Origin of the sequence: Methylobacterium sp. 190mf, from assembly GCF_900107945.1 — a bacterium.
Taxonomy (GTDB): domain Bacteria; phylum Pseudomonadota; class Alphaproteobacteria; order Rhizobiales; family Beijerinckiaceae; genus Methylobacterium.
The window spans coordinates 126684-147797 of sequence record NZ_FNVI01000003.1 but is presented as its reverse complement, the minus strand read 5'-3'; the positions used below and the strand labels follow the sequence as shown (position 1 = coordinate 147797).

Annotated in this window: 20 protein-coding genes; 12 read left to right on the top strand and 8 right to left on the bottom strand. The window is 69.0% G+C overall.

From position 1 onward, the window contains the following. The first annotated feature begins 62 nt into the window (after positions 1-62). The 6 genes from C4T42_RS04895 (at position 63) to recJ (ending at position 7108) form a co-directional block, all read left to right on the top strand. Entirely contained in the window at positions 63-1424 is a 1362-nt protein-coding gene (locus C4T42_RS04895; protein WP_020092003.1) for an AarF/ABC1/UbiB kinase family protein, read from the top strand. A gap of 122 nt (positions 1425-1546) precedes the next feature. Further along, the gene (locus C4T42_RS04890) at positions 1547-1840 is read left to right on the top strand and encodes an aa3-type cytochrome c oxidase subunit IV (protein ID WP_020092004.1); all 294 of its coding nucleotides are present in this window, start codon (positions 1547-1549) and stop codon (positions 1838-1840) included. Positions 1841-2047: 207 nt separating this feature from the next. Next, positions 2048-3277 (top strand): Re/Si-specific NAD(P)(+) transhydrogenase subunit alpha, encoded by a 1230-nt coding sequence (locus C4T42_RS04885; protein WP_020092005.1) that lies wholly within the window; start codon positions 2048-2050, stop codon positions 3275-3277. 24 nt (positions 3278-3301) lie between these two features. Beyond that, entirely contained in the window at positions 3302-3757 is a 456-nt protein-coding gene (locus C4T42_RS04880) for a proton-translocating transhydrogenase family protein (RefSeq protein ID WP_020092006.1), read from the top strand. A gap of 4 nt (positions 3758-3761) precedes the next feature. Further along, positions 3762-5159, top strand: coding sequence for an NAD(P)(+) transhydrogenase (Re/Si-specific) subunit beta (locus tag C4T42_RS04875; protein WP_020092007.1), 1398 nt, complete (start codon positions 3762-3764; stop codon positions 5157-5159). Positions 5160-5290: 131 nt separating this feature from the next. After that, entirely contained in the window at positions 5291-7108 is a 1818-nt protein-coding gene (gene recJ / locus C4T42_RS04870; RefSeq protein WP_020092008.1) for a single-stranded-DNA-specific exonuclease RecJ, read from the top strand. Between the two features lie 12 nt (positions 7109-7120). Here recJ and C4T42_RS04865 read toward each other — a convergent pair whose 3' ends face one another. The 4 genes from C4T42_RS04865 to C4T42_RS04855 form a co-directional block, all read right to left on the bottom strand. Continuing rightward, positions 7121-7615 carry a CAP domain-containing protein gene (locus C4T42_RS04865; RefSeq protein WP_020092009.1) on the bottom strand — a complete coding sequence of 165 codons (495 nt, stop codon included), beginning with the start codon at positions 7613-7615 and terminating at the stop codon, positions 7121-7123. 153 nt (positions 7616-7768) lie between these two features. Beyond that, a complete protein-coding gene (locus tag C4T42_RS04860) occupies positions 7769-8842 on the bottom strand; it encodes an HD-GYP domain-containing protein (protein WP_020092010.1) in 1074 nt (357 codons plus the stop codon). Between the two features lie 109 nt (positions 8843-8951). After that, positions 8952-9098: a hypothetical protein gene (locus C4T42_RS31870; RefSeq protein WP_020092011.1), complete on the bottom strand. Its 147-nt coding sequence runs from the start codon at positions 9096-9098 to the stop codon at positions 8952-8954. Positions 9099-9496: 398 nt separating this feature from the next. Further along, a complete protein-coding gene (locus tag C4T42_RS04855) occupies positions 9497-10189 on the bottom strand; it encodes a GntR family transcriptional regulator (RefSeq protein ID WP_020092012.1) in 693 nt (230 codons plus the stop codon). A gap of 478 nt (positions 10190-10667) precedes the next feature. Here C4T42_RS04855 and oxlT point away from each other — a divergent pair, with 478 nt between their 5' ends. Continuing rightward, positions 10668-11945, top strand: a complete 1278-nt coding sequence (gene oxlT, locus C4T42_RS04850) for an oxalate/formate MFS antiporter (RefSeq protein ID WP_020092013.1) — start codon at positions 10668-10670, stop codon at positions 11943-11945. A 113-nt stretch (positions 11946-12058) separates the two neighbouring features. Next, positions 12059-12730, top strand: coding sequence for a class II aldolase/adducin family protein (locus C4T42_RS04845; protein WP_020092014.1), 672 nt, complete (start codon positions 12059-12061; stop codon positions 12728-12730). 12 nt (positions 12731-12742) lie between these two features. Here C4T42_RS04845 and C4T42_RS04840 read toward each other — a convergent pair whose 3' ends face one another. Together C4T42_RS04840 and frc are read right to left on the bottom strand one after the other, a co-directional pair. Beyond that, positions 12743-13675 (bottom strand): methionyl-tRNA formyltransferase, encoded by a 933-nt coding sequence (locus C4T42_RS04840; protein WP_020092015.1) that lies wholly within the window; start codon positions 13673-13675, stop codon positions 12743-12745. A gap of 189 nt (positions 13676-13864) precedes the next feature. Next, a complete protein-coding gene (frc, locus tag C4T42_RS04835) occupies positions 13865-15142 on the bottom strand; it encodes a formyl-CoA transferase (protein ID WP_020092016.1) in 1278 nt (425 codons plus the stop codon). Positions 15143-15613: 471 nt separating this feature from the next. Between frc and C4T42_RS04830 the strand changes: the two genes are divergently transcribed. Next, complete coding sequence (locus tag C4T42_RS04830) at positions 15614-15892, top strand: hypothetical protein (RefSeq protein ID WP_012319741.1); 279 nt, start codon at positions 15614-15616, stop codon at positions 15890-15892. A gap of 5 nt (positions 15893-15897) precedes the next feature. Here the strand turns inward: C4T42_RS04830 and C4T42_RS04825 are convergent, their stop codons facing one another. After that, positions 15898-16590, bottom strand: a complete 693-nt coding sequence (locus C4T42_RS04825; RefSeq protein ID WP_020092017.1) for a hypothetical protein — start codon at positions 16588-16590, stop codon at positions 15898-15900. A gap of 438 nt (positions 16591-17028) precedes the next feature. On the opposite strand from C4T42_RS04825, the gene C4T42_RS04820 reads away from it, so the two are divergent. Genes C4T42_RS04820 through C4T42_RS04810 form a run of 3 tightly spaced genes read left to right on the top strand, consistent with a single transcriptional unit; the run spans position 17029 to position 20422 of the window. Then, positions 17029-18909 carry an MHYT domain-containing protein gene (locus C4T42_RS04820; protein WP_103984767.1) on the top strand — a complete coding sequence of 627 codons (1881 nt, stop codon included), beginning with the start codon at positions 17029-17031 and terminating at the stop codon, positions 18907-18909. Then, a complete protein-coding gene (locus tag C4T42_RS04815) occupies positions 18909-19361 on the top strand; it encodes a response regulator (protein ID WP_020092019.1) in 453 nt (150 codons plus the stop codon). The genes C4T42_RS04820 and C4T42_RS04815 overlap by 1 nt, the downstream gene beginning before the upstream one ends. Next, on the top strand, positions 19358-20422 hold the full coding sequence (locus C4T42_RS04810; RefSeq protein ID WP_020092020.1) for a response regulator: 1065 nt from the start codon (positions 19358-19360) through the stop codon (positions 20420-20422). The genes C4T42_RS04815 and C4T42_RS04810 overlap by 4 nt, the downstream gene beginning before the upstream one ends. A 10-nt stretch (positions 20423-20432) precedes the next feature. On the opposite strand, the gene C4T42_RS04805 is transcribed toward C4T42_RS04810, so the two are convergent. Further along, complete coding sequence (locus C4T42_RS04805; protein ID WP_020092021.1) at positions 20433-20996, bottom strand: TetR/AcrR family transcriptional regulator; 564 nt, start codon at positions 20994-20996, stop codon at positions 20433-20435. Positions 20997-21114: the final 118 nt, after the last annotated feature.

Sequence of the window (21114 nt, the reverse complement as noted above, 5' to 3'; positions counted from 1 at the left end):
CCCCTGGTTCGCGGCCGGGGGCGGCTTATCTGCGCATCATCGTCAGACAAGCAGATCGAGTGATGGCCGAGACCGACCGCGAAGCCAACCGCTTCTCCGCCCGCGCCGGGCGCTACGCCAGCGTGGGCGCCAACGTCGGCGGCGTCGCCGCCCGGATGGCCGTGGCACGGCTGTTCGGAAAGGAGGGCACTACCAACGCCGCCGCCCTGGCGCAGGCGCTGGGCGGCCTGAAGGGCCCGATCATGAAGGTGGCCCAGCTGCTGGCCACCGTTCCGGACCTGCTCCCGCCCGAATACGCGACCGAGCTGCAGAAGCTTCAGGCGGACGCTCCGCCGATGGGCGCGGCCTTCGTCCGGCGCCGGATGCAGTCGGAGCTCGGCGCCGGCTGGCAGGAGCGCTTCGGCAGCTTCGACCTCAAACCCGCGGCGGCGGCCTCGCTGGGCCAAGTCCATCGCGCGACCACCAAGGACGGCGAACGTCTCGCCTGCAAGCTCCAGTACCCGGACATGCAGTCGGCCGTGGAGGCCGACCTGAAGCAGCTGGAGGTCGCGTTCGCGCTGCACCGCCGGATGAACACGTGGCTCGACACGCGCGAGATCGCGAAGGAGATCGGCGCCCGGGTGCGCGAGGAGCTCGACTACGAGCGCGAGGCCAAGCACGCGGCGCTCTACGGGGCCGTGCTGAAGGACATCGCGGCGGTGCGCGTGCCGCGCGTCTTTCCGGAGCTCTCGACGAAGCGTCTGCTCACGCTCGGCTGGCTCGACGGGGACAAGATCCTGGGCTTCGCCGACGAGCCGGTCGAGGTGCGCAACCGGATCGCCCAGGCGATGTTCAAGGCGTGGTGGCACCCGTTCAGCCGGGCAGCGGTGATCCACGGCGACCCGCATCTGGGCAATTACACCGTGTTCTCGGACGCCGGCGAGGCCGCGGGAATCAACCTGCTGGACTACGGCTGCGTTCGGATCTTCCATCCGCGCTTCGTCGGCGGCGTCGTGGATCTCTACCGCGGCCTGTTGGAGAACGACGATGCCCGCATCGTCCACGCCTACGAGGTCTGGGGATTCAAGGATCTCGACAAGGAGAAGATCGAGATCCTGAACATCTGGGCCCGCTTCATCTACGGGCCGCTGCTCGAAGACCGTACTCGCACCGTCGCCGACGGCGTGAAGCCGGGGGAGTACGGTCGCCGACAGGCCTTCCAAGTCCATCAGGCCCTGAAGGAGCGCGGGCCCGTGACTGTCCCGCAGGAATTCGTCTTCATGGATCGCGCGGCCGTGGGGCTGGGCGCCGTGTTCCTCCACCTCAGATCTGAGCTCAACTACCACCGGTTGTTCGAGGCCGAGATCGAGCATTTCTCGCTGGACGAACTCACTAAACGCCAGGGCCGGGCACTCACCGAAGCCGGTCTGCCGAAACCGGCCTGATTCGACGCGAAGATCCACCGGGAGAGCGATCAACTTGCGTGCGTCCGATTGCGGCAGGTAAACGCTTGAGCTACATCCGACCGCGACCGCAAGAAGTCGCGTCTTAGGGAAACGAGCGCACGATGGCCGAGAGTGACACGGTGGCCGGGCACACCTACAGCCCGGCGATGGACGCGACGACGCACGAGCAGACCTATCGCGGATTTGTCCGGTTCGTCGAAATCGCCACTGGCGTCGTCATCTGCTGGGTGCTGGCCCTCGCCATCGGCGGGATCCGCGAGGCGTGGCTGCTGGCCATCGTCGGCGTGATCGCCTCCGGAGCCGCGGGCGCGGTGGGCGCCCTCGCGCCGGCCGTGGGGTGGAAGGCCCCGCTGGTCGTCGGCATTCTCCTGGTCCTCTACCTGTTCTTCGCCTGAGAGGGCCGTGGGCGGCGGCGTCGAGCGTCGCCGCGGATGACGAACCCGCTCGCGTTCGCCGGGCGGGTCGCTGACACATTGTTGGCAATTAAATTGGGCGCAAGTTACATTCCGGCCGCATCCATCGCGGTATCGTAGATCCGCCTCTCGAAAAGCTGCGCCGGTTCGCGCATTCGAAAGGCCGAGCTTTTCCAGGGGAACCCTCGCATGCGCATTGCTGTGCTGTCCGAGACGGACTCCGCGGAGCCGCGCGTCGCCGCGGTTCCTGAGACCGTCAAGAAGTTCAAGACTCTCGGTGCCGACGTCGTGGTGCAGTCCGGGGCCGGTCAAAAGGCCGGAATCCTGGACTCCGAGTACGAGGCCGCCGGCGCCAGCATCGCTGGGAGCGCCGCCGATGCTGCCGGGGATGCCGACCTCGTGCTCAAGGTCCGGCGCCCGAGCGCCGAGGAGCTGCCGCAGTTGAAGCGCGGCGCCACCGTGATCGCGATCATGGACCCCTACGGCAACGAGGACGCCCTCAAGGCGATGGCCGAGGCGGGGATCAACGGCTTCGCCATGGAGCTGATGCCCCGCATCACCCGCGCGCAGGTGATGGACGTCCTGTCCTCGCAGGCGAATCTCGCCGGCTACCGCGCGGTCGTCGACGGCGCCGCCGAGTACGGGCGGGCCATGCCGATGATGATGACCGCCGCCGGCACCGTGCCGGCCGCCCGCGTCTTCGTCATGGGCGTCGGCGTGGCCGGCCTCCAGGCCATCGCGACAGCCCGCCGGCTCGGCGCGGTCGTCACCGCCACCGATGTCCGGCCCGCCACCAAGGAGCAGGTCGAATCGCTCGGCGCCAAATTCGTCGCCGTCGAGGACGACGAATTCAAGCAGGCCGAGACGGCCGGCGGTTACGCCAAGGAGATGTCAGCCGAGTACCAGAAGAAGCAGGCGGAGCTGGTCAAGGGCCACATCGCCAAGCAGGACATCGTCATCACCACCGCACTGATCCCGGGCCGGCCGGCGCCGAAGCTGGTCTCCGAGGAGATGGTGGCGTCGATGAAGCCGGGTTCGGTCCTCGTCGATCTTGCGGTGGAGCGCGGCGGCAACGTCGCCGGCGCCAAGGCTGGCGAGGTCGTCACGAACGATCGCGGCGTGAAGATCGTCGGCCACGTCAACGTGCCGGGGCGGCTCGCCGCCACCTCGTCGAGCCTCTACTCTCGCAACCTCTACGCCTTCGTCGAGACCCTGATCGACAAGGAATCGAAGGCGCTGGCCATCAACTGGGACGACGAGCTGGTGAAGGCCACGAACCTCACCCGAGACGGCTCGGTCGTCCACGCATCCTTCCAGCCCAAGACCGATGGCGCAGCCTCGGAAGCCGCCTCCGTGGGGCTGGCCAAGTCGGAGGCCAGCAAGGCGTCCGGTGCGGCCACCCCGGCAGGCGCGCAGTGAAGCCTGGCCGAGAGGAGTAGCAGAATGGCAAACGTCATCGTCCCTCCCGATCAGGCGGCCGATCAGGCCCGCGTGCTGGCCGACGCCGCGCGCGCCGCGGCCGCGGTGGCGCGCAACGCCGCCGACCAGGCGCAGGTCATCGCCGACGGCATGGGCCACGGGCTCAGCGCCGCCACCGGCGGCGCGGTCGATCCGACCGTGTTCCGGCTCGCGATCTTCGTGCTGGCGATCTTCGTCGGCTACTACGTGGTCTGGTCGGTGACCCCGGCCCTGCACACCCCGCTCATGTCGGTGACCAACGCGATCTCGTCGGTGATCATCGTCGGCGCTATCCTGGCGGTCGGCGTTCCGCTGATCGAGAAGGGCACGGGCCTCGCCCGGTTCTTCGGCTTCATCGGCATCGTGCTCGCCAGCGTGAACATCTTCGGCGGCTTCCTCGTCACGCAGCGCATGCTCGGCATGTACAAGAAGAAGGGCTGAGCCGGTGTCAGAGAACGTCTCCTCCCTTCTCTATATCGTCGCCGGCGTCCTGTTCATCATGGCGCTGCGGGGGCTCTCGCACCCCACGACCTCCCGGCAGGGCAACCTGTACGGCATGGTCGGCATGGGGCTCGCCATCCTGACCACTCTGGTCGGCCACCCGCCGGCGGGTGCCGGCGCCTGGATCCTCGTCCTGCTGGGCTTAGGGCTCGGCGGCGGCGCCGGCGCGGTGATCGCCAAGCGCGTGCCGATGACCGCGATGCCGCAGCTCGTGGCGGCCTTCCACTCGCTGGTCGGCCTCGCGGCCGTCTTCGTGGCCGCGGGCGCCCTCTACGCACCGCAAGCGTTCGGCATCATCGAGAACGGGCACTTCCACAAGCAGTCGCTGTTCGAGATGGGTCTCGGCGTGGCCATCGGCGCCATCACCTTCACCGGCTCGGTGATCGCCTTCGCCAAGCTCGACGGGCGCATGTCCGGCAAGCCGATCATGCTGCCTCAGCGCCACCTCATCAACGCGCTGCTGGCCGCCGGCCTCGTGCTGCTGATCGCCCTGTTCATCGGCACCGAGTCGAAGGCGATCTTCTGGCTGATCGTCATCGCCTCGCTGGTGCTCGGCGGCCTGATCATCATCCCGATCGGCGGCGCCGATATGCCGGTGGTCGTGTCGATGCTCAACTCGTACTCGGGCTGGGCGGCGGCCGGGATCGGCTTCACCCTGGGCAACCTCGCGCTGATCATCACCGGCTCGCTGGTCGGGTCCTCGGGCGCGATCCTGTCCTACATCATGTGCCACGCGATGAACCGGTCGTTCATCTCGGTGATCCTCGGCGGCTTCGGTGGCGACACCGCCGCGGCCGGCACCGGCCAGGTCGAGACCCGGCCCGTGAAGCAGGGTTCGGCCGACGACGCGGCCTACATCATGAAGAACGCCGAGCGGGTCATCATCGTCCCGGGCTACGGCATGGCGGTCGCCCAGGCGCAGCACTCCCTGCGCGAGATGGCCGACATGCTGAAGAAGGAGGGCGTCGACGTGAAGTATGCCATCCACCCGGTGGCGGGCCGCATGCCGGGCCACATGAACGTGCTGCTCGCCGAGGCCAACGTGCCCTACGACGAGGTCTTCGAACTGGAGGACATCAACGGTGAGTTCCCGCAGGCGGACGTCGCCTTCGTGATCGGCGCCAACGACGTCACCAACCCGGCCGCCAAGACCGACAAGGCCTCGCCGATCTACGGCATGCCGATCCTCGACGTGGAGAAGGCCAAGACCGTGCTGTTCATCAAGCGCGGCATGGGCTCCGGCTACGCGGGTGTCGAGAACGAGGTGTTCTTCCGCGACAACACCATGATGCTGTTCGGCGACGCCAAGAAGGTCGTGGACAGCGTGCTGAAGTCGCTCTGAGACCCAGGTCTCCGGCAGCGTCGAGGGGCGGGCAGCGATGCCCGCCCTTTCTCGTTGTGGCGATCGGGTTCACCGTCGCTGTTGCGGCGGGGCGCAAGATTCCCCGCGCCGGCCGGTGTAGGGTGGCGCCCGTGTCGTCCGCTCCGCTCCTCGCCGAATTGCCGCCCTTCCTGGGTGTGGCCGCCTCCGTGACCGGCCGGCGCTGGCAGGAGCGCTGCGGCGGCGCGGCCGTCCAGAATCACATCGCCAAGATGGTCCAGGCCCACGGCCTGCCGGAACTGCTGGCCCGGGTGCTCGCGGGACGCGGGATCGTACCGGAGGCGGCGCCCCGCCACCTCGCCCCGCGCCTGCGGGACCTGATGCCGGATCCGGACACGCTGCTCGACATGGAGGCGGCCGTCCGCCGACTCGTTCGGGCGGTGAAGCGCGGGGAGACCGTGGCGGTTTTCGGCGATTACGACGTCGACGGCGCCGCGAGCGCGGCCCTGCTCGCCGGATACCTCCGCGAGCTGGGTTTGCGCGCGCCGATCCACATTCCCGACCGGATCACCGAGGGCTACGGACCCAACATCGCGGCGATCACCGCGCTCGCGGCCGAGGGCGCGACGCTCCTTATCTGCGTCGATTGCGGGACGAGCGGCCACGCGCCCCTGGAGGAGGCCGAGAAATCCGGCCTGGACGTCATCGTCCTCGACCACCACGCGGCCTCCGAGGTGCTCCCGCCGGCTCGCGCCGTGGTCAACCCGAATCGCCTCGACGACCTCTCGGGCCTCGGCCATCTCTGCGCCGCCGGCATCGTGTTCCTGACCCTGGTCGCGCTGAACCGCGCCCTGCGGCAGGACGGCTTCTTCGGCGGCCATCGTCCCGAACCGCAGCTCACCGACGCCCTCGATCTCGTCGCCCTGGCGACCGTTGCCGACGTTGTGCCCCTCACGGGCCTCAACCGGGCCTTCGTGACCCAGGGCCTCACGGTGATGCGCCATCGCGGCCGCACCGGGCTCGCGGCGCTGCTGGACGCCGCCTCGCTCGGCGAGCCGCCGGAAGCCTGGCACCTCGGCTTCGTCCTCGGGCCGCGCATCAATGCCGGGGGCCGCATCGGCGATTCGGCACTGGGCGCCCGCCTGCTGACCACGGCGGACCCGAGCGAGGCGGCCCGGATCGCCGCCGACCTCGATCGGCTGAACCGCGAGCGCCAGGCGATCGAGGCGCAGGCCGTCCAGGAGGCCGAGGCCGAGATGGACCGGGCGCTGACGCTGGATCCGGCCCGCACCGTGCTGGTGATCGCCAGCGCCGAGTGGCACCCCGGCATCGTCGGCCTCATCGCCTCGCGGTTGAAGGAGCGCTTCAACCGCCCGGCCTTCGCGTTCGCGATCCGCCCGGACGGCACCGCCACGGGGTCTGGGCGCTCGATCCCGGGCGCGGATCTCGGGCTCGCGGTCCGCGCCTGCGTCGAGGCCCGGCTCGCCAGCAAGGGCGGCGGCCACGCCATGGCGGCCGGCGTCACCGTGCGGGCCGACGACATCCCACGCTTCGAGGCGCACCTGGCGATGCTGCTCGGGGCGAGCGTCGCGGTGGCCCGCGCGGCCGACGCCCTGCTGATCGACGGCGGCCTCAGCGCCGGCGGCGCCACCGCGGAGACGGTCCGGCTGCTGCAGCAGGCCGGCCCGTTCGGCCAGGGCGCGCCCGAGCCGCTCTTCGCGCTGGGCCGGCATCGCCTCGTCGATGCCGGCGTGGTCGGCTCGAACCATGTCAGGGCGCGACTGCGCAGCCGCGACGGTCAGGTGGTCGGGGCGATCTGCTTCCGCGCGGCCGAACGGCCGCTCGGCCTCGCCCTCCTGAACGGGATCGGCCGAGAGATGCACGTGGCCGGGACCCTCTCCTGCGACCGCTGGCGCGGCGCCGAGCGGGCCCAGCTCCGGATCGTCGATCTCGCGCGGTCCGAACCCTGAGACGCCCCGGCGTCAGGTCCCGGCCATCACGAGCGCCCAGAAGCGCTTGTACCGCGTCGTGGGTGCATCGACCCGGGCGATCCCGATCCTGCGGATTTGCGGGAGCAGCATGTTCTTGTTGTGCTCGGGGCTCGCCTTCCAGCGGGCGAGCACCTGTTCCAGGGTCTCGGAGCCGGCGCTGAGATTCTCGGCTGCCCAGGATCTCGCGAGACCGGCCGACGCCATGCGCGAGGTGAAGCTGCCGCCGGCATCGTGGCTGAGCTGGCCGCGGCGGGCGTTGTTGCCGGCCTGGAAGGCGGCCGCCTTCACGAGAGCCGGATCGACCACGACCGGGCTCAGGCCGTGCTGGACCCGGTAGGCCGAGATCGCCGCGGCGGCCGCGACCTCGTCGAGCACGGCGGTGTGCGTCGCGTTCTCGACAGAGGACTCGGGAAGGACCGAGAGACCGCCGCACCCGGTGAGGGCCAGCAGGAGGGCGGCGGCGATGGCGCGACTGAGTTTGGGCACGGTCCGGACGGCGTTGCGTGAGACGGGATCGCTTCCCTCCGGCGCGGTTGCGGCGAAAGCGCGGCGCGCGGCGCGCCGGCAGGATCCCGCCGACCGGCGTGGCGCCAGAGCCACGCCCGGCCGCGGATCAGGCCGCGAGTTCAAGCTGCGGATTCAGGCCGCCAGGGCGCTGCCTTTGAGCATGGAGGGCGCGAAGGCCCGCAGGAGATCCGGATCCAGATGCCCGGCGCTGTCCGTCATGATCGACAGCGCCTCGGCGGGCGAGGCGGGCTGCCGATAGGTCCGCCGCTCGGTCAGCGCGGAGAACACGTCGCAGATCGTCACGATCCGCACGAGGTCGGAGATCGCGGGGCCGGACAGCCGATCGGGATATCCTTTCCCGTCCAGACGCTCGTGGTGGTGGCGGACCACGTCGATCACCGCGTCCTCGAAATCGCCGTGCGCCCGGAGCAGATCGGCGCCGATGTCGGGATGGCGCTGCATCAGCCGCAATTCCTCGGCGTTGAGCGGCCCCGGCTTGTTGAGGATCTCCACGGGGATGCGCGCCTTGCCGATGTCGTGCAGGAGCGCCGACCGCACCAGCAGTGCGAGATCGGTCTGACCGAGCCCGATCTGCGAGCCGAACGTGGCGGCATGGCCCGCGACGCCGAGGGTGTGCTGATAGACGCCAATCTCGTGGCGCCAGACCTCGGCAAGCCACTCGGAGATCCCGACCTCGGAGATGGCCGCCAGAACGAGCTCGGTCCCGCGATCCGCGTCGGCGCGCTGCAGCCGGGCCCCGAGGGCGGCGCTGTCGAAGATCTCGGCGACGACGGCGGTCGCGCCCGAGACGCGCTCCAGGAGCCGGCGCTGCCGCAGCTCTGCGGACCGCGTCGCCTCCTCGATCATGGCGAAGACGTTCGCCAGAACGAGTTGCCGGGGCGAGGCGGCCGGCAGCTGACGCAGATAGCGGGTAGCCGGCATGGGTTCGCCGCGCACGAGGACGAGGCGCGGAACCGGCGGTCCGTGTTGGGGGAGGGTCGACTGCACTCTGGCGGTCTGGGCCGGCGGCAGGTCGAGGATGACGAGGTGCGGGCGGCCTGACGGTAGCGGCGCGCCGGGCGGGATCGACCAGCAGTTCATCACGAGCGCGATGGCACGCTCGAGGGCCGATCGTTCGGACGGGCGGTCCGATACGAGGAGGACGAAGGGGCCGTCCGAGAAAACCGAGGCTGCGCCGAGGGCCAACGCGGTAGCTCCTCGCCCGCACGGTCAACGATCGGTTCACCCTACGCGTAAAATTTGAGGAAAGCGTTACCCCTACGCACTCTCTGGTATCGCGGATCCAGCTCTGACTTCAGGCGAGCTTGGCGTTCGCGACGTCGGCGGTCGGCTCGACAGTGTTCCGGGCACGGTCGGCGGAGAGGAAGTCCGCGAACTTGACGGTGAGCAGCGCCTGGCAGGCGGCGAAGGCGACAAAGATGGCGAGGAAGCTGGCGATCATCGGATTCTCCGGCGCGGTCTGGAACCGCCTCATGTTGCGACGCAATGCGTGCCATGCTGCTGCGCAACTTGGTATGCCAGATTACGAATACCGATTATGTCGAACATGCATGGGGCGCGCAGATCGAGCCCACAAAGTTCGGATTGTTGCCCAGTCATGCATAAAAATGCACAACCGATCAGCTTTGAAAGGTTGTGGCCTCGCCGAACATGTTCTGCAGTGCATCAACGCTTGCGCGCGATTTATATTCAGGCGTGTGCTGAGCTTGTGTGATAGCCGGCGCGGCAAACGAGGGTTCCCCCCGAGCGCCGCTCGCGCCCTTGGCCCATCATCATGCCGCACAGGCACGAGGTGTCGTCCGGGCCGGGCGATCCGTCAGGCGAGGACTGAACGGTCGCTCAATCCAGATAATCGCCGTAGGTGTCGACGTGCTGCGCGAGACCCAGACCGTGCTCGCGAACGAGTCTCTCGGCCAGATCGGCATCACGGGCTTCGAGCGCCGAGATGATGGCGACGTGCTCCCGGATGGAGCGCTCCGCCCGATCGCCCTGCCGGAGCGCGGTGCTGCGGATGCCGCGCACGTGCATGAGCAAATTGCTGGTCAGATCGGCGATCGCCTCGCAGTGACCCAGCGCGATGATCCGCTGATGGAATCGGATGTTCGCGTCCGAATACTCGTCCATGTGTTCGGACGGCTGGCCCTCGAAGAACTCGGGGAAGGATTCGCGCAGCGAGCGGAGCTGGCCGTCGGTGGCGCGCGCGCAGGCGAGGCGTGCCGCCATGCTCTCCAGCGCCGTCCAGGCGTGGATCATGCTGACGATCTCGCGCTTGTTCTTCTTGATCACGAAGACGCCGCGCCGGGCCTCGGAGCGGACGAAGCCTTCCTGCTCCAGAACCGTCAGGGCCTCCCGCACCGGGGTGCGGCTGACACCGAGATCCTGCGACAGCTTGCGCTCGTCGAGCCGCACCTCGTCCGGACGCCCGTAGATGTCCATGTTGGTGATGGCCGTCTTGAGCGCCTCGTAGGCCAATGTCCGGAGACTGGAGCTGGCGACGATGGGCTTCACGCTCAGCGGTTCGGAATTCGACATCCCTCGTCCAGTCAGCTCACACGCATGATGTCTCGCACGCATTCTCTGTCGTGCGCTCTCAAACGACCTAACCCAAACCTTTGCGAGATCCTAGTCGATCGCGGAGCGGTCCCACAGACCTGTGACCATTGCCGGCGCTCGGCACCTGAAAAATTGGCCGCGGCGCGACCATCACCCGTCGCCTAGCGCGACACGTTCGGGAAGGCGATTTAATCCCCGGTCGCGAACCTGTGTTTTTTTGCAGGTTTGATTGACACCCCGGGATTAAATCAGCACCATCTTGCTGGCATACCGTCGACCATCGGACATCAAGGCCGACTCGGCGTCGGATGCTGCTGTACTGCAGAGATTATTTGTCTGCGGGCCAAGAATTTTTCGAAGAATTCCGATCACGTTGTTCTGACAAGCTGCGCCGTGGCAGGGCATAAGCCCGGTTCGAGCGCGAACGCCGACAAGAATACTGCCAAGAGGGAACGGTATGTCCGAGATCGTCAAACCGGTTGGGCGCGGCCGCTGGCTGCAACTCGCCTTCGGCGTCGTCTGCATGTGCATGATTGCCAATATGCAGTACGGCTGGACCTTCTTCGTGAGCCCGATGCAGGAGCGGCACGGCTGGGATCGCGCGGCGATCCAGGTGGCGTTCACGCTGTTCGTCGTCACCGAGACGTGGCTGGTCCCGATCGAGGGCTGGTTCGTGGACAAGTACGGTCCGCGCATCGTCACGCTGTTCGGCGGCCTGCTCTGCGCCGTCGCGTGGGTGATCAATTCCTACGCGGACTCGCTCACCGTGCTCTACATCGCGGCCGCGATCGGCGGCACCGGTGCAGGCGCGGTTTACGGTACCTGCGTGGGCAACTCGCTGAAGTGGTTCCCCGACCGCCGCGGCCTGGCCGCCGGCATCACCGCCATGGGCTTCGGCGCGGGTTCGGCACTCACGGTCGTGCCGATCCAGGCGATGATCAAGTCCCAGGGCTACGAGGCGGCCTTCTTCTACTTCGGGATCGGGCAGGGCGTGATCGTCATGCTGATCGCCCTGTTCCTGCGCGCGCCGGCCAAGGGCCAGGTTCCGGAAGTCGCCCGGGTCAGCCAGTCGAAGCGGGACTACAAGCCCTCCGAGATGGTCCGCACCCCGATCTTCTGGGTCATGTACGCGATGTTCGTCATGATGGCCGCCGGCGGCCTGATGGCCACCGCGCAGCTCGGCCCGATCGCCAAGGACTTCAAGATCGCCGACGTCCCGGTCTCGCTCCTGGGGATCACGCTGCCGGCGCTGACCTTCGCGGCCACGCTCGACCGGGTTCTCAACGGCGTGACGCGCCCGTTCTTCGGCTGGGTCTCCGACCATATCGGCCGCGAGAACACGATGTTCCTGTCCTTCGCGATCGAGGGCCTGGGCATCTACGCGCTGAGCCAGTTCGGCCAGAATCCGATCGCCTTCGTGCTGCTGACCGGTCTCGTGTTCTTCGCGTGGGGCGAGATCTACTCGCTGTTCCCGGCGACCTGCGGCGACACGTTCGGCTCGAAGTACGCGGCGACCAATGCCGGGCTGCTCTACACGGCCAAGGGCACTGCGGCGCTGATCGTTCCCTACACCAGCGTGCTCACGACCATGACCGGAAGCTGGCACACGGTGTTCCTCGCGGCCGCGGCCCTCAACATCCTCGCGGCCCTGCTGGCGCTGTTCGTCCTCAAGCCGATGCGCGCCGCCTACACCAAGAAGCCCGAGGCGGGCCTCGCGCCGGTGCTGGCGCAGTAGCAGGCCCCGATCGCTCGCCGCCGCGGCGCCGAACCGAAGCGAATAAGCCCGGCGCCGTCTTTACGGCGCCGGGCTTCCTGCATACCGGGAACCGGGCCTTCCGGAGATCGGGCATGGACAGGGACGAGCGGATCGCGCGCGAGGGCGTCGTAGCGGCGGCGCGGGCACTCGACGCACAGGGGCTGAACCGCGGCACGTCGGGAAATGTCTCGGTGCGCTTCCGCGACGGGCTCCTGATCACCCCGTCGGGCGTGCCCACCGAACGGATCGGACCGGACGACGTGGTCCGGATGGGTCTCGACGGCACCCACGCGCCGGATCGGAAGCCGTCATCGGAATGGCGCTTCCACCGGGACATCCTCGCGTCCCGTCCGGAATTCCACGCGGTGGTCCACGCGCATCCGGTCTACTGCACCGCCTTCGCGATGTGCGGAGAGGCCATCCCGGCGGTCCACTACATGATCGCGACCTTCGGCGGCCCGACGGTACGCTGCGCGCCCTACGCGCCCTACGGCACCGCGGAACTCTCGGACCTCGCCCTCGCGGCGCTCGTCGATCGCAACGTCTGCCTCCTGGCCAATCACGGCATGATCGCGGCCGGGGCGAGCCTGGAGAAGGCCCTGTGGCTCGCCGTCGAGCTGGAGACGCTCTGCCAGCAATACGCCGTCGCGCGGCAGATCGGGACGCCGATCATCCTGTCCGACGACGAGATCGGCACGACGGTCGAGCGCTTCCGCGGCTACGGTCTGAATGCGGCGCGGCCGACCGCGCCGGAGACGACCTGACGCGCGGGTGACCTAGCGCCCGAGAAACTGACCGACCGCCAGCCCGGCCTCCCGGGCGTACTCGGCGGCCGCGACCTTCTTGCCGCCCTCCGCCTTGACCTTGCGGATCTCGAGGCGCCCGCCCTGCGCGCAGACGCTGAAGCCCTCGTCGTCGACGGCGATCACCTCGCCGGGCTTGCCGACGACGTCGGCGAGCTTGCGGATCCGATGCAGGCTGCTGTCGAAGATCTGGAGCTTCTTGCCGTCGTGCGTGGTCCAGGCACCGGGTGCCGGGTTCGCCGCGCGGATCAGGTTGTAGATCTGCTCGGCGTGGGCCGACCAGTGGATCTCCGCCTCGGCGCCGCGGAACCAACCCTCGTAGCTCGCGGCGTCCTCGTCCTGATCGATCTCGACATGCTGGCCGGCCACGACGAGGTCGGCCGCCTCGAGCATGGCCTCGACGCCCATCGGGAACAGGTTGTCGAAGTAGACGTCGCCCAGGGTCGCGTCGGCGCCGATCGGGCAGGATTTCTGCAGGATCACCGGCCCCTCGTCGAGACCGTCGGTCGGCCGGAAGATCGTCAGGCCGGTCTGCAACTCGCCCCGGGCGATCGGCCAGTTGATCGAGGAGGGGCCCCGGTAACGCGGCAGCAGGCTCGGATGATACTGGATGGTGCCGTGCTTCGGGATGTTGACGAAGCTCTGCGGCGCGAACTGGAGCACGTAGGCCATGACGCCGATATCGGCGTTCAGGCCGCGCATGGCGTCCTCGGCCTCAGGGCTCTTCAGGCTGGGGAACTGGAAAACCGTCAGCCCCTTCTCGACGGCCGCCGTCTTGAGGACGTCCGGCTTGGCGCCGGGCTTCTCAGGCGCGCAGAACACCGCCGCAACCTCATCGCCTCGTTTGAGGAACGCCTCCAGGACCGCTTTTCCGAAATCCTGTTGACCGATGAAGGCGATGCGCATGCAGGCTCCTGGGTGTCATCCGGACCCTGAGCGGGGCCGGGGAGAAACAAACCGAACGCGGGCTCGGCGGCGCGACCGTGCCCCGGCTGTCGAACGGCGTCACCCGGAATCCGGGGCCGCGCTTCACGCACGCCCCCGGATTGTAACATCGGCGATCCGGGATCTCGCCCCCGGATCGCCGGAGACCGATCACTCCGCCGCGATCTTCTGGACCGCGCCGATCGCGCCAGATTCGGCGATCTCGCCAACCTCGGCCTCGGAGTAGCCGAGCACGGAGCGCAGGATCTCATCGGTGTGCTCACCGAGGAGCGGCGAGCGGGTGACCTCGCTCGGGCTCGCCGACAGCTTGATGGGGTTGCCGACCGTCAGGTACTTGCCGCGGGTCGGGTGATCGACCTCCACGATGGTGCCGGTCTTCCGCAGGGACTCGTCCTCGGCGATCTCCTTCATCGACAGGATCGGGCCGCAGGGGATGTCGTACTTGTTCAGGGTGTCCATCACCTCGAACTTCGACACCTTCATCGTCCAGGCCTCGATCCGCGTGAAGATCTCGTTGAGATGCGGCAGGCGGGCCTTCGGGGTCGCGTAGTTCGGATCGGTCTTCCAATCCGGCTCACCGATGATGTCGCAGATCGGCTCCCAGACGGCGGCCTGGGTGATGACGTAGATGTAGGAGTTCGGGTCCTGCTCCCAGCCCTTGCAGCGCAGGATCCGGCCAGGCTGGCCGCCACCGGAATCGTTGCCCGCACGCGGGGTCGCCTCGCCGAACGGGATGCCCTCGCCGAACTGGCTGTACTCCCTGAGAGGCCCGTGCGCGAGACGCTGCTGGTCGCGCAGCTTGACCCGGCAGAGGTTGAGCACGCCGTCCTGCATGGCGCAGTCGACCTTCTGGCCGAGGCCGCTCTGGGTCCGGTGGTAGAGCGCCGTGACGATGCCGAGGGCGAGGTGCAGGCCGGTGCCGGAATCGCCGATCTGCGCGCCCGTCACCATCGGGATTCCGTCGCGGAAGCCCGTCGTCGACGCGGAGCCGCCGGCGCACTGCGCGACGTTCTCGTAGACCTTGCAATCCTCGTAGCGGCCCGGACCGAAGCCCTTCACGGAGGCCAGGATCATCCGCGGGTTGACCTCATGGATCTTCTCCCAGGTCAGGCCCATGCGGGCGAGGGCGCCGGGCGCGAAATTCTCGACCAGGACGTCGCATTCCTTGATCAGCCGCCAGAGAACCTCCTTGCCCTTCGGGTTCTTCGAGTCGAGCGTGATCGACCGCTTGTTGTGGTTCAGCATCGTGAAATAGAGGCTGTCCACGTCCGGGATGTCCTGAAGCTGCTGACGCGTGGCGTCCCCCGCGCCCGGCCGCTCGACCTTGATGACGTCGGCGCCGAACCAAGCCAGGAGCTGCGTACAGGTCGGGCCGGATTGAACGTGGGTGAAGTCCAGGATGCGGACGCCTTCGAGGGCCTTGGTCATGATCGGTCTCGGAGCTGGAGTCGGTTTGGGGATGTCGGAGGGCGGCTCAGGCCGCGCGGGATATCGGTTCGATGCCTGCACGGGCCCGTGTCGCGCGTGCCGCGACTGAGGGGCAGGGGCCTTCCATCCTCGAACGGATCATGTCTGTTCTCCCTCCCACAGCGCGGTCCCGTCGTATCGCGACACCGTCACGCGGACCCGGGGTGACGAGTCCGCCAATTTGTATACCACATGCCATTTGCCGGATGCGAGTGCCTATTGTGGACACCTCCGGCACCGGCCGATGGCCGACCGTAAGCCGGTGCGGGCTCGCGCTCAACACGCTGCACAGCGTGCAGGGGGTCCGGGGCGGCGACCCCTTGGCATTCGCCGACAGGCGGTCCATGATTTCGCCAAAATTGCCCCAGCCGCGGGATGAAATACGCGTCGCGGCCGTGGGTGAAACGATGTAACGCTGCACGAGGAACGCCCATGCTCGCCAGCACCAGCCTGATCAAGTCGTCCTGGATCGCCGTCGACGTCGCCCACGACCGCGCCGAGCGCGTGTTGGTGGTCGAGACCTACATCGCCGTCAGCCCGCTCGAACCGAATTACGACGCCGCGCAGTACGAGCGGGTGCTCGCTTGCGTTCAGAAGGTGCTCAAGACGCACCCGGAGATCGACCGCGCGTCGATCCTGAGCATGCATCGCGGCTCCGGCTGTACGGCTCTGTTCCGCGACACGCCCGCGAAGCAGCCCGCGGCGGCCTGAGGCGTTCAGGCCTCGCCGCCCTCGGTCGGTCGGGACAGGTCCGGCGGCTCGAGGGCGACTCGGGCCGCGTGGAACCACCAGAGCGGGATGTCGCGATTGGCCTTCGCCAGTTCCGACGCCCATCCCTCCTTGGGCATGACGTCGGCCCGGTCGGCGAACAGGCGCAGCGCCGCCTCCGCGCGCTCCCGTCGGCAACGCTCCTCGATCGCCCGCCGCTCGGCCTCGGCGCGGGCGTCGGTCTGCTCGATGAGGCGCCGGGTCGCGAGATCGTCGGCGTCGAAGGCGAATTGCTGCCAGAACGCCTCGGCTTCCCGCGCGACATCCCGCTCGCGGCGCAGCGTCGCGAGCGCTTCCTCCGCGGTGTGCCGCGCCGTCTCGGCGGCCTCGGCGCGGGCGACGAGGCGGTTGTTCGCCTCCAGCAGCTCCCGCTCGCGCTCGGGCGACATCCTCTGCCGGCGCAGCACCCGCAGTTCCTCCTCGTCGGCATGGCGGGCGGCCATCAGGTCCGCGAGCGGACCGGCCGCCAGGGCGTCGGCGGATCGGCGATAGCGCTCGCGCAGGCCCGGGTGGCGGGCCTCAAGGTCCGTGTCGGTCCAGGCGGCGCGATCCTCCCCGTCCGTCCGCTCGCAATCGTACAGAGCCTGCGCCAGGGCTTCGCGCAGGTCGTCCGGAAATCGTGCCGCGGCGTGTCCGTTCATGAACCTGCATTCGCGTTGAGCGATCAACAGAACCTAGAACGCGCGCGACCGCCGGGAGAGACCGTCGCTGTGTGACGAACGCGTTTTTTTTCGACGCGGCTCGGCCGCGCAGCGGCGGCGATACGCGCCTGTCCACCGAGGCATTCCGGCCGGGATGCCAGCGTCGCCGTCATCCAGCCTCTGGCGCGCATCCTGTCTGCCGGTCTCGTCTGACGGGGGTCGCGGTGCATCATCGCTGACCCTGCTTGCCTGAGCCTGTGTGGCGCGCACCGGGATGCCGATCGCGGTGGCCGATCCGTTCTGGTCCCGGCGCCGGTCTCGGTGCTCGCCGACGCGGCTCGATGTTCGGGAGCTTCATGCGTCTCGGAATCGCGATAGCGCCGACGGATCACCCGGGATACATCGCGAGAAGGCTCATTCACGCGTCGATCGCAGTCGATGGTCCATACTGGCTACAATCCGGCGCTGGTCGCCCTGTCGATCGGCCTCGCGGTCTTCGCGTCCTACACCGCGCTGGACCTGGGCGCGCGGATCCGCGGGCCCGTCGCGGGACCGCGCTGGCCGTGGATCGCCGGCGCCGCCCTCGCCATGGGCGGGGGCATCTGGTCGATGCACTTCATCGGCATGCTGGCCTTCGAGATGGGCCTGCCGGCCGCCTACGATACCGGACTCACGCTCCTGTCCCTCGCGATCGCCGTCGCGGCGACCGGCGCCGCCTTCCTGTGGGTGGCGCGCGTCGGCGAGGGGACCGGCAGCCTTCTCGTCGCCGGCCCGCTGATGGGCCTGGGCGTTGCCGGCATGCACTACACCGGCATGGCGGCGCTGCGGATCCCCGGCGACCTCGCCTATAGCCCGGCGATCATCGCGCTCTCGGTGGCGATCGCCGTGACCGCGGCGACCGCCGCCCTGTGGCTCTCCTTCCGGCAACACGGCGTCTGGCAGAAGCTCGTCGCGGCCTGCGTGATGGGCCTCGCGGTGGCGGGCATGCACTACACCGGCATGGCGGCGGCGACGATCACCGCCGAGGCGGGCGGCGCCCACACCGCCCACGCGGTGACCGGCGCTCCGGCTCAGCAGAACCTCGCCCTCTACGTCGCCGGTGCCACGTTCCTCATCCTGTTCCTGGCGATGCTCGCCTCGTCGCTGGACCAGCAGCGCGTGCAGCGCGAGCTCCAGGCGAGCGAGGCGCGGTTCCGGGCCGCCGTGCAGGCCGTGCGCGGCGTGCTCTGGACTAACGATGCGACGGGCCGGATGCTCGGCGAGCAGCCGGGCTGGAGCGCGATCACCGGTCAGACGCGGGCGGAGTATCAGGGTTACGGCTGGGCCGACGCGGTCCATCCCGACGACATGGAGGCCTCCGTCGAGACGTGGAACGCGACCGTCCGGGCGCGGCGCACCTACGTCCACGAGCACCGGGTTCGGGTGCGCGACGGGACGTGGCGACACTTCGCGATCCGTGCCATCCCGGTCATCGACGCGCGCGGCGAGATCCGCGAGTGGGTCGGCGTCCACACGGACATCACCGAGCAGCGTCAGGCCGAAGCCGACCTGCGCGAGTCCAACGAGGAGATCCAGCGCTACGCCTACATCGTCAGCCACGACCTGCGCGCGCCGCTGGTCAACGTGATGGGATTCACGAGCGAGCTGGAGGCGACCCGGACCGAGGTCGCCGCGGCCCTCCGGGATCACCCCGCGGCAGAGCGGCTCGACGCCGATTTCGGCGAGGCGCTCGGCTTCATCAAGGCGGCGGTGAACCGGATGGAGGGGCTGATCGCCGCCATCCTCAAGCTCTCGCGAGAGGGCCGGCGACAATTCTCGCCCGAGGCCCTCGACATGACGGGCGTGCTCCGCGGCGTGGCCGATGCCCAGCGGCATCAGGCGGAGGCGGTCGGGGCCACGGTGACGATCGCCCGCGACCTGCCCGAGATCGTCGCCGACCGGCTCGCGATCGAGCAGGTCTTCGGCAACCTGCTGGACAACGCCGTGAAATACCTCGACCCGAGCCGGCCTGGACGGATCACCGTCACGGCCAAGGCCGTGGGCGAACGCGGCGTCTGCTTCTCCGTCGCCGACAACGGCCGGGGGATCGCCGCGCGGGACCATGCCCGCGTCTTCGAACTCTTCCGCCGATCGGGCGCCCAGGACCGCCCGGGCGAGGGGATCGGTCTCGCCCACGTGAAGGCGCTGGTGCGCTCGTTCGGGGGCCGGATCGAGATCCGTTCAGAACTCGGTGTGGGCACGACGTTCGACGTGACCTTGCCGCACGGGACAGCTACAGCGGTCCGGATCGACCCCGAACCGGCGCCCATCGCCGCCTAATGAGCGTGGAGCGGCCCGTGCACCCCGTCAGCATCGTGATGATCGAGGATGACGAGGGCCATGCGCGCCTGATCGAGCGCAACATCCGACGCGCCGGCGTCAACAACGACATCGTGCCGTTCCGCAACGGCACTTCGGCGCTGGACTATCTGCTCGGGCCGGACGGCTCCGGCGAGGCGAGCGCCCGACGGCACCTGCTGATCCTGCTCGACCTCAACCTGCCGGACATGACCGGCCTCGACATCCTCGAGAAGGTGAAGGCGAACCCGCACACGCGTCGGTCCCCGGTGGTGGTCCTGACCACGACGGACGACAGCCGCGAGATCCAGCGCTGCTACGACCTCGGGGCCAACGTCTACATCACTAAGCCGGTGAGCTACGACGGCTTCGCGAACGCGATCCGCCAGCTCGGTCTGTTCTTCTCGGTCATGCAGGTTCCGCAGAACCCATGACTGCTCGGCGTGCCAGCGGGGACGGCACCGCCGCGGCGGCACGCATCCTCTACATCGACGACGATCCCGGCCTCGGCCGCCTGGTCCGGCGCGCCCTCGAGGCGCGCGGCTACGCGGTCGAGCTCTGTCCCGACGGCGCGGCGGGGCTGGCGCGGCTCGCCCAGGGCGGGATCGACGCCGTCGCCCTCGACCACCACATGCCGGGACAGACGGGCCTCGACCTGCTGCCCGAGATCCGCGCGCTGCCCGAGGCGCCGCCGGTCATCTACGTGACCGGCTCCGAGGACAGCCGCGTCGCCGTGGCGGCCCTGAAGGCCGGAGCTGTGGACTACGTCTGGAAGGACGTCCAGGGTCAGTTCCGCGAGCTGCTCGGCGAGGCCGTCGCCACCGCCCTCCGGCAGGAGAGCCTGCGGCGCGACAAGGAGCGGGCCGAGGCCGAGATGCGCGAGGCGCGCGACCGCGCCGAGCTGCTGCTGCGCGAGGTCAACCACCGCGTGGCCAACTCCCTGGCCCTCGTCGCCGCCCTGGCGCACATGCAGCGCAACGCCGTCACGGACCCGGCCGCCAAGGCGGCGCTCGACGAGATGCAGGCCCGGATCTCGGCGATCGCCGGCATCCACCGCCGCCTCTACACGTCCGACGACGTCGAATCCGTCGAGCTCGACGCCTACCTGCAGAGCTTGGTCGAGGAGTTGCAGGCCGCCATGCGGGCGAGCGGGCGCGACCACGCGATCCGCCTTCGTGCCGCGCCGGTGCGGCTCTCGACCGACAAGGCCGTGTCGGTCGGCGTTGTCGTGACCGAACTCGTGACCAACGCCTACAAGTACGCCTACCCGGTCGGCACGTCGGGCGAGATCCGCGTCGCGGTCGAGCGGGACGCCGCCGACACCGTGCTGCTCGCCGTCGAGGATGACGGTATCGGCTGGACCGGGGAGGGCGAGGTCCGCGGCACCGGTCTCGGGTCGCGCATCGTGCGCGCCATGGCGTCGAACCTGCGCTCGGCCCTGTCGTATGCCCCCCGAAGCGCCGGGACGCGCGCCGTCCTCGCGTTCCAGGCCTGAGCGTCCGGATCTAGCCGCCGGCTCGCCCGGCGATGCGGTCGAGGGCCTCGAGCATCGGCGCCAGGGCGTCCTCGTCGAGTTGCTGGAAGCCCAGCGCCCGGCTCATGAACAGACCGAGGATGGCGAAGTACAGGACGGAGCCCTCGCCCGGGGGAGCGCCCTCGATCCGTCCGAGCTGGTCCAGCTGATCCGCGACGAACGCCTGGAAGTCTTTCTGCGCCTCCGGTGACTCCATCGATGCCAGCAGGAGTGCGCGCGCCGCTTCGTTGTCGTCGCAGTAGTGCCCGCGGATATGCGCCACCATCGCCCTGGGAAGCTGCGACGGGCCGGCCGGTATCTCCCGCGCGCAGGCGTCGATCTCCGCGCGCACGTCCGCGAGCTTGCGGGCGACCAGCGCCCCCACCAGGGCGTCCTTCGACGCGTAATGGTGCAGGACGCCGCCTTTGCTCAGCCCGGCCTCGGCCGCGACCGCGTCGATGGTCAGCCCGCGGACGCCTCCCTTCAGGAGAACGGCCGCGGCCGCCTCCAGGATGATCTCGGGGCGCGCCGCCAGTCGCTGTCGCTTCGCCTGCATCACGGACCTGCACTAAAAACCGTCTGGACGGTATGTAACGGATGGCGTAGGAACGCGCCACGCAATTCGCACGAGTCGCGCCGACACGGTCGATCGCATGAACCGCATCGCCTTCCTT

Coding starts and splice junctions, on each gene's coding strand:
- C4T42_RS04895 (WP_020092003.1), top strand. CDS start 63: ATGGCCGAGACCGACCGCGAAGCCAACCGCTTCTCCGCCCGCGCCGGG.
- C4T42_RS04890 (WP_020092004.1), top strand. CDS start 1,547: ATGGCCGAGAGTGACACGGTGGCCGGGCACACCTACAGCCCGGCGATG.
- C4T42_RS04885 (WP_020092005.1), top strand. CDS start 2,048: ATGCGCATTGCTGTGCTGTCCGAGACGGACTCCGCGGAGCCGCGCGTC.
- C4T42_RS04880 (WP_020092006.1), top strand. CDS start 3,302: ATGGCAAACGTCATCGTCCCTCCCGATCAGGCGGCCGATCAGGCCCGC.
- C4T42_RS31870 (WP_020092011.1), bottom strand. CDS start 9,098: ATGATCGCCAGCTTCCTCGCCATCTTTGTCGCCTTCGCCGCCTGCCAG.
- C4T42_RS04855 (WP_020092012.1), bottom strand. CDS start 10,189: ATGTCGAATTCCGAACCGCTGAGCGTGAAGCCCATCGTCGCCAGCTCC.
- oxlT (WP_020092013.1), top strand. CDS start 10,668: ATGTCCGAGATCGTCAAACCGGTTGGGCGCGGCCGCTGGCTGCAACTC.
- C4T42_RS04845 (WP_020092014.1), top strand. CDS start 12,059: ATGGACAGGGACGAGCGGATCGCGCGCGAGGGCGTCGTAGCGGCGGCG.
- C4T42_RS04840 (WP_020092015.1), bottom strand. CDS start 13,675: ATGCGCATCGCCTTCATCGGTCAACAGGATTTCGGAAAAGCGGTCCTG.
- frc (WP_020092016.1), bottom strand. CDS start 15,142: ATGACCAAGGCCCTCGAAGGCGTCCGCATCCTGGACTTCACCCACGTT.
- C4T42_RS04830 (WP_012319741.1), top strand. CDS start 15,614: ATGCTCGCCAGCACCAGCCTGATCAAGTCGTCCTGGATCGCCGTCGAC.
- C4T42_RS04825 (WP_020092017.1), bottom strand. CDS start 16,590: ATGAACGGACACGCCGCGGCACGATTTCCGGACGACCTGCGCGAAGCC.
- C4T42_RS04820 (WP_103984767.1), top strand. CDS start 17,029: ATGGTCCATACTGGCTACAATCCGGCGCTGGTCGCCCTGTCGATCGGC.
- C4T42_RS04815 (WP_020092019.1), top strand. CDS start 18,909: ATGAGCGTGGAGCGGCCCGTGCACCCCGTCAGCATCGTGATGATCGAG.
- C4T42_RS04810 (WP_020092020.1), top strand. CDS start 19,358: ATGACTGCTCGGCGTGCCAGCGGGGACGGCACCGCCGCGGCGGCACGC.
- C4T42_RS04805 (WP_020092021.1), bottom strand. CDS start 20,996: ATGCAGGCGAAGCGACAGCGACTGGCGGCGCGCCCCGAGATCATCCTG.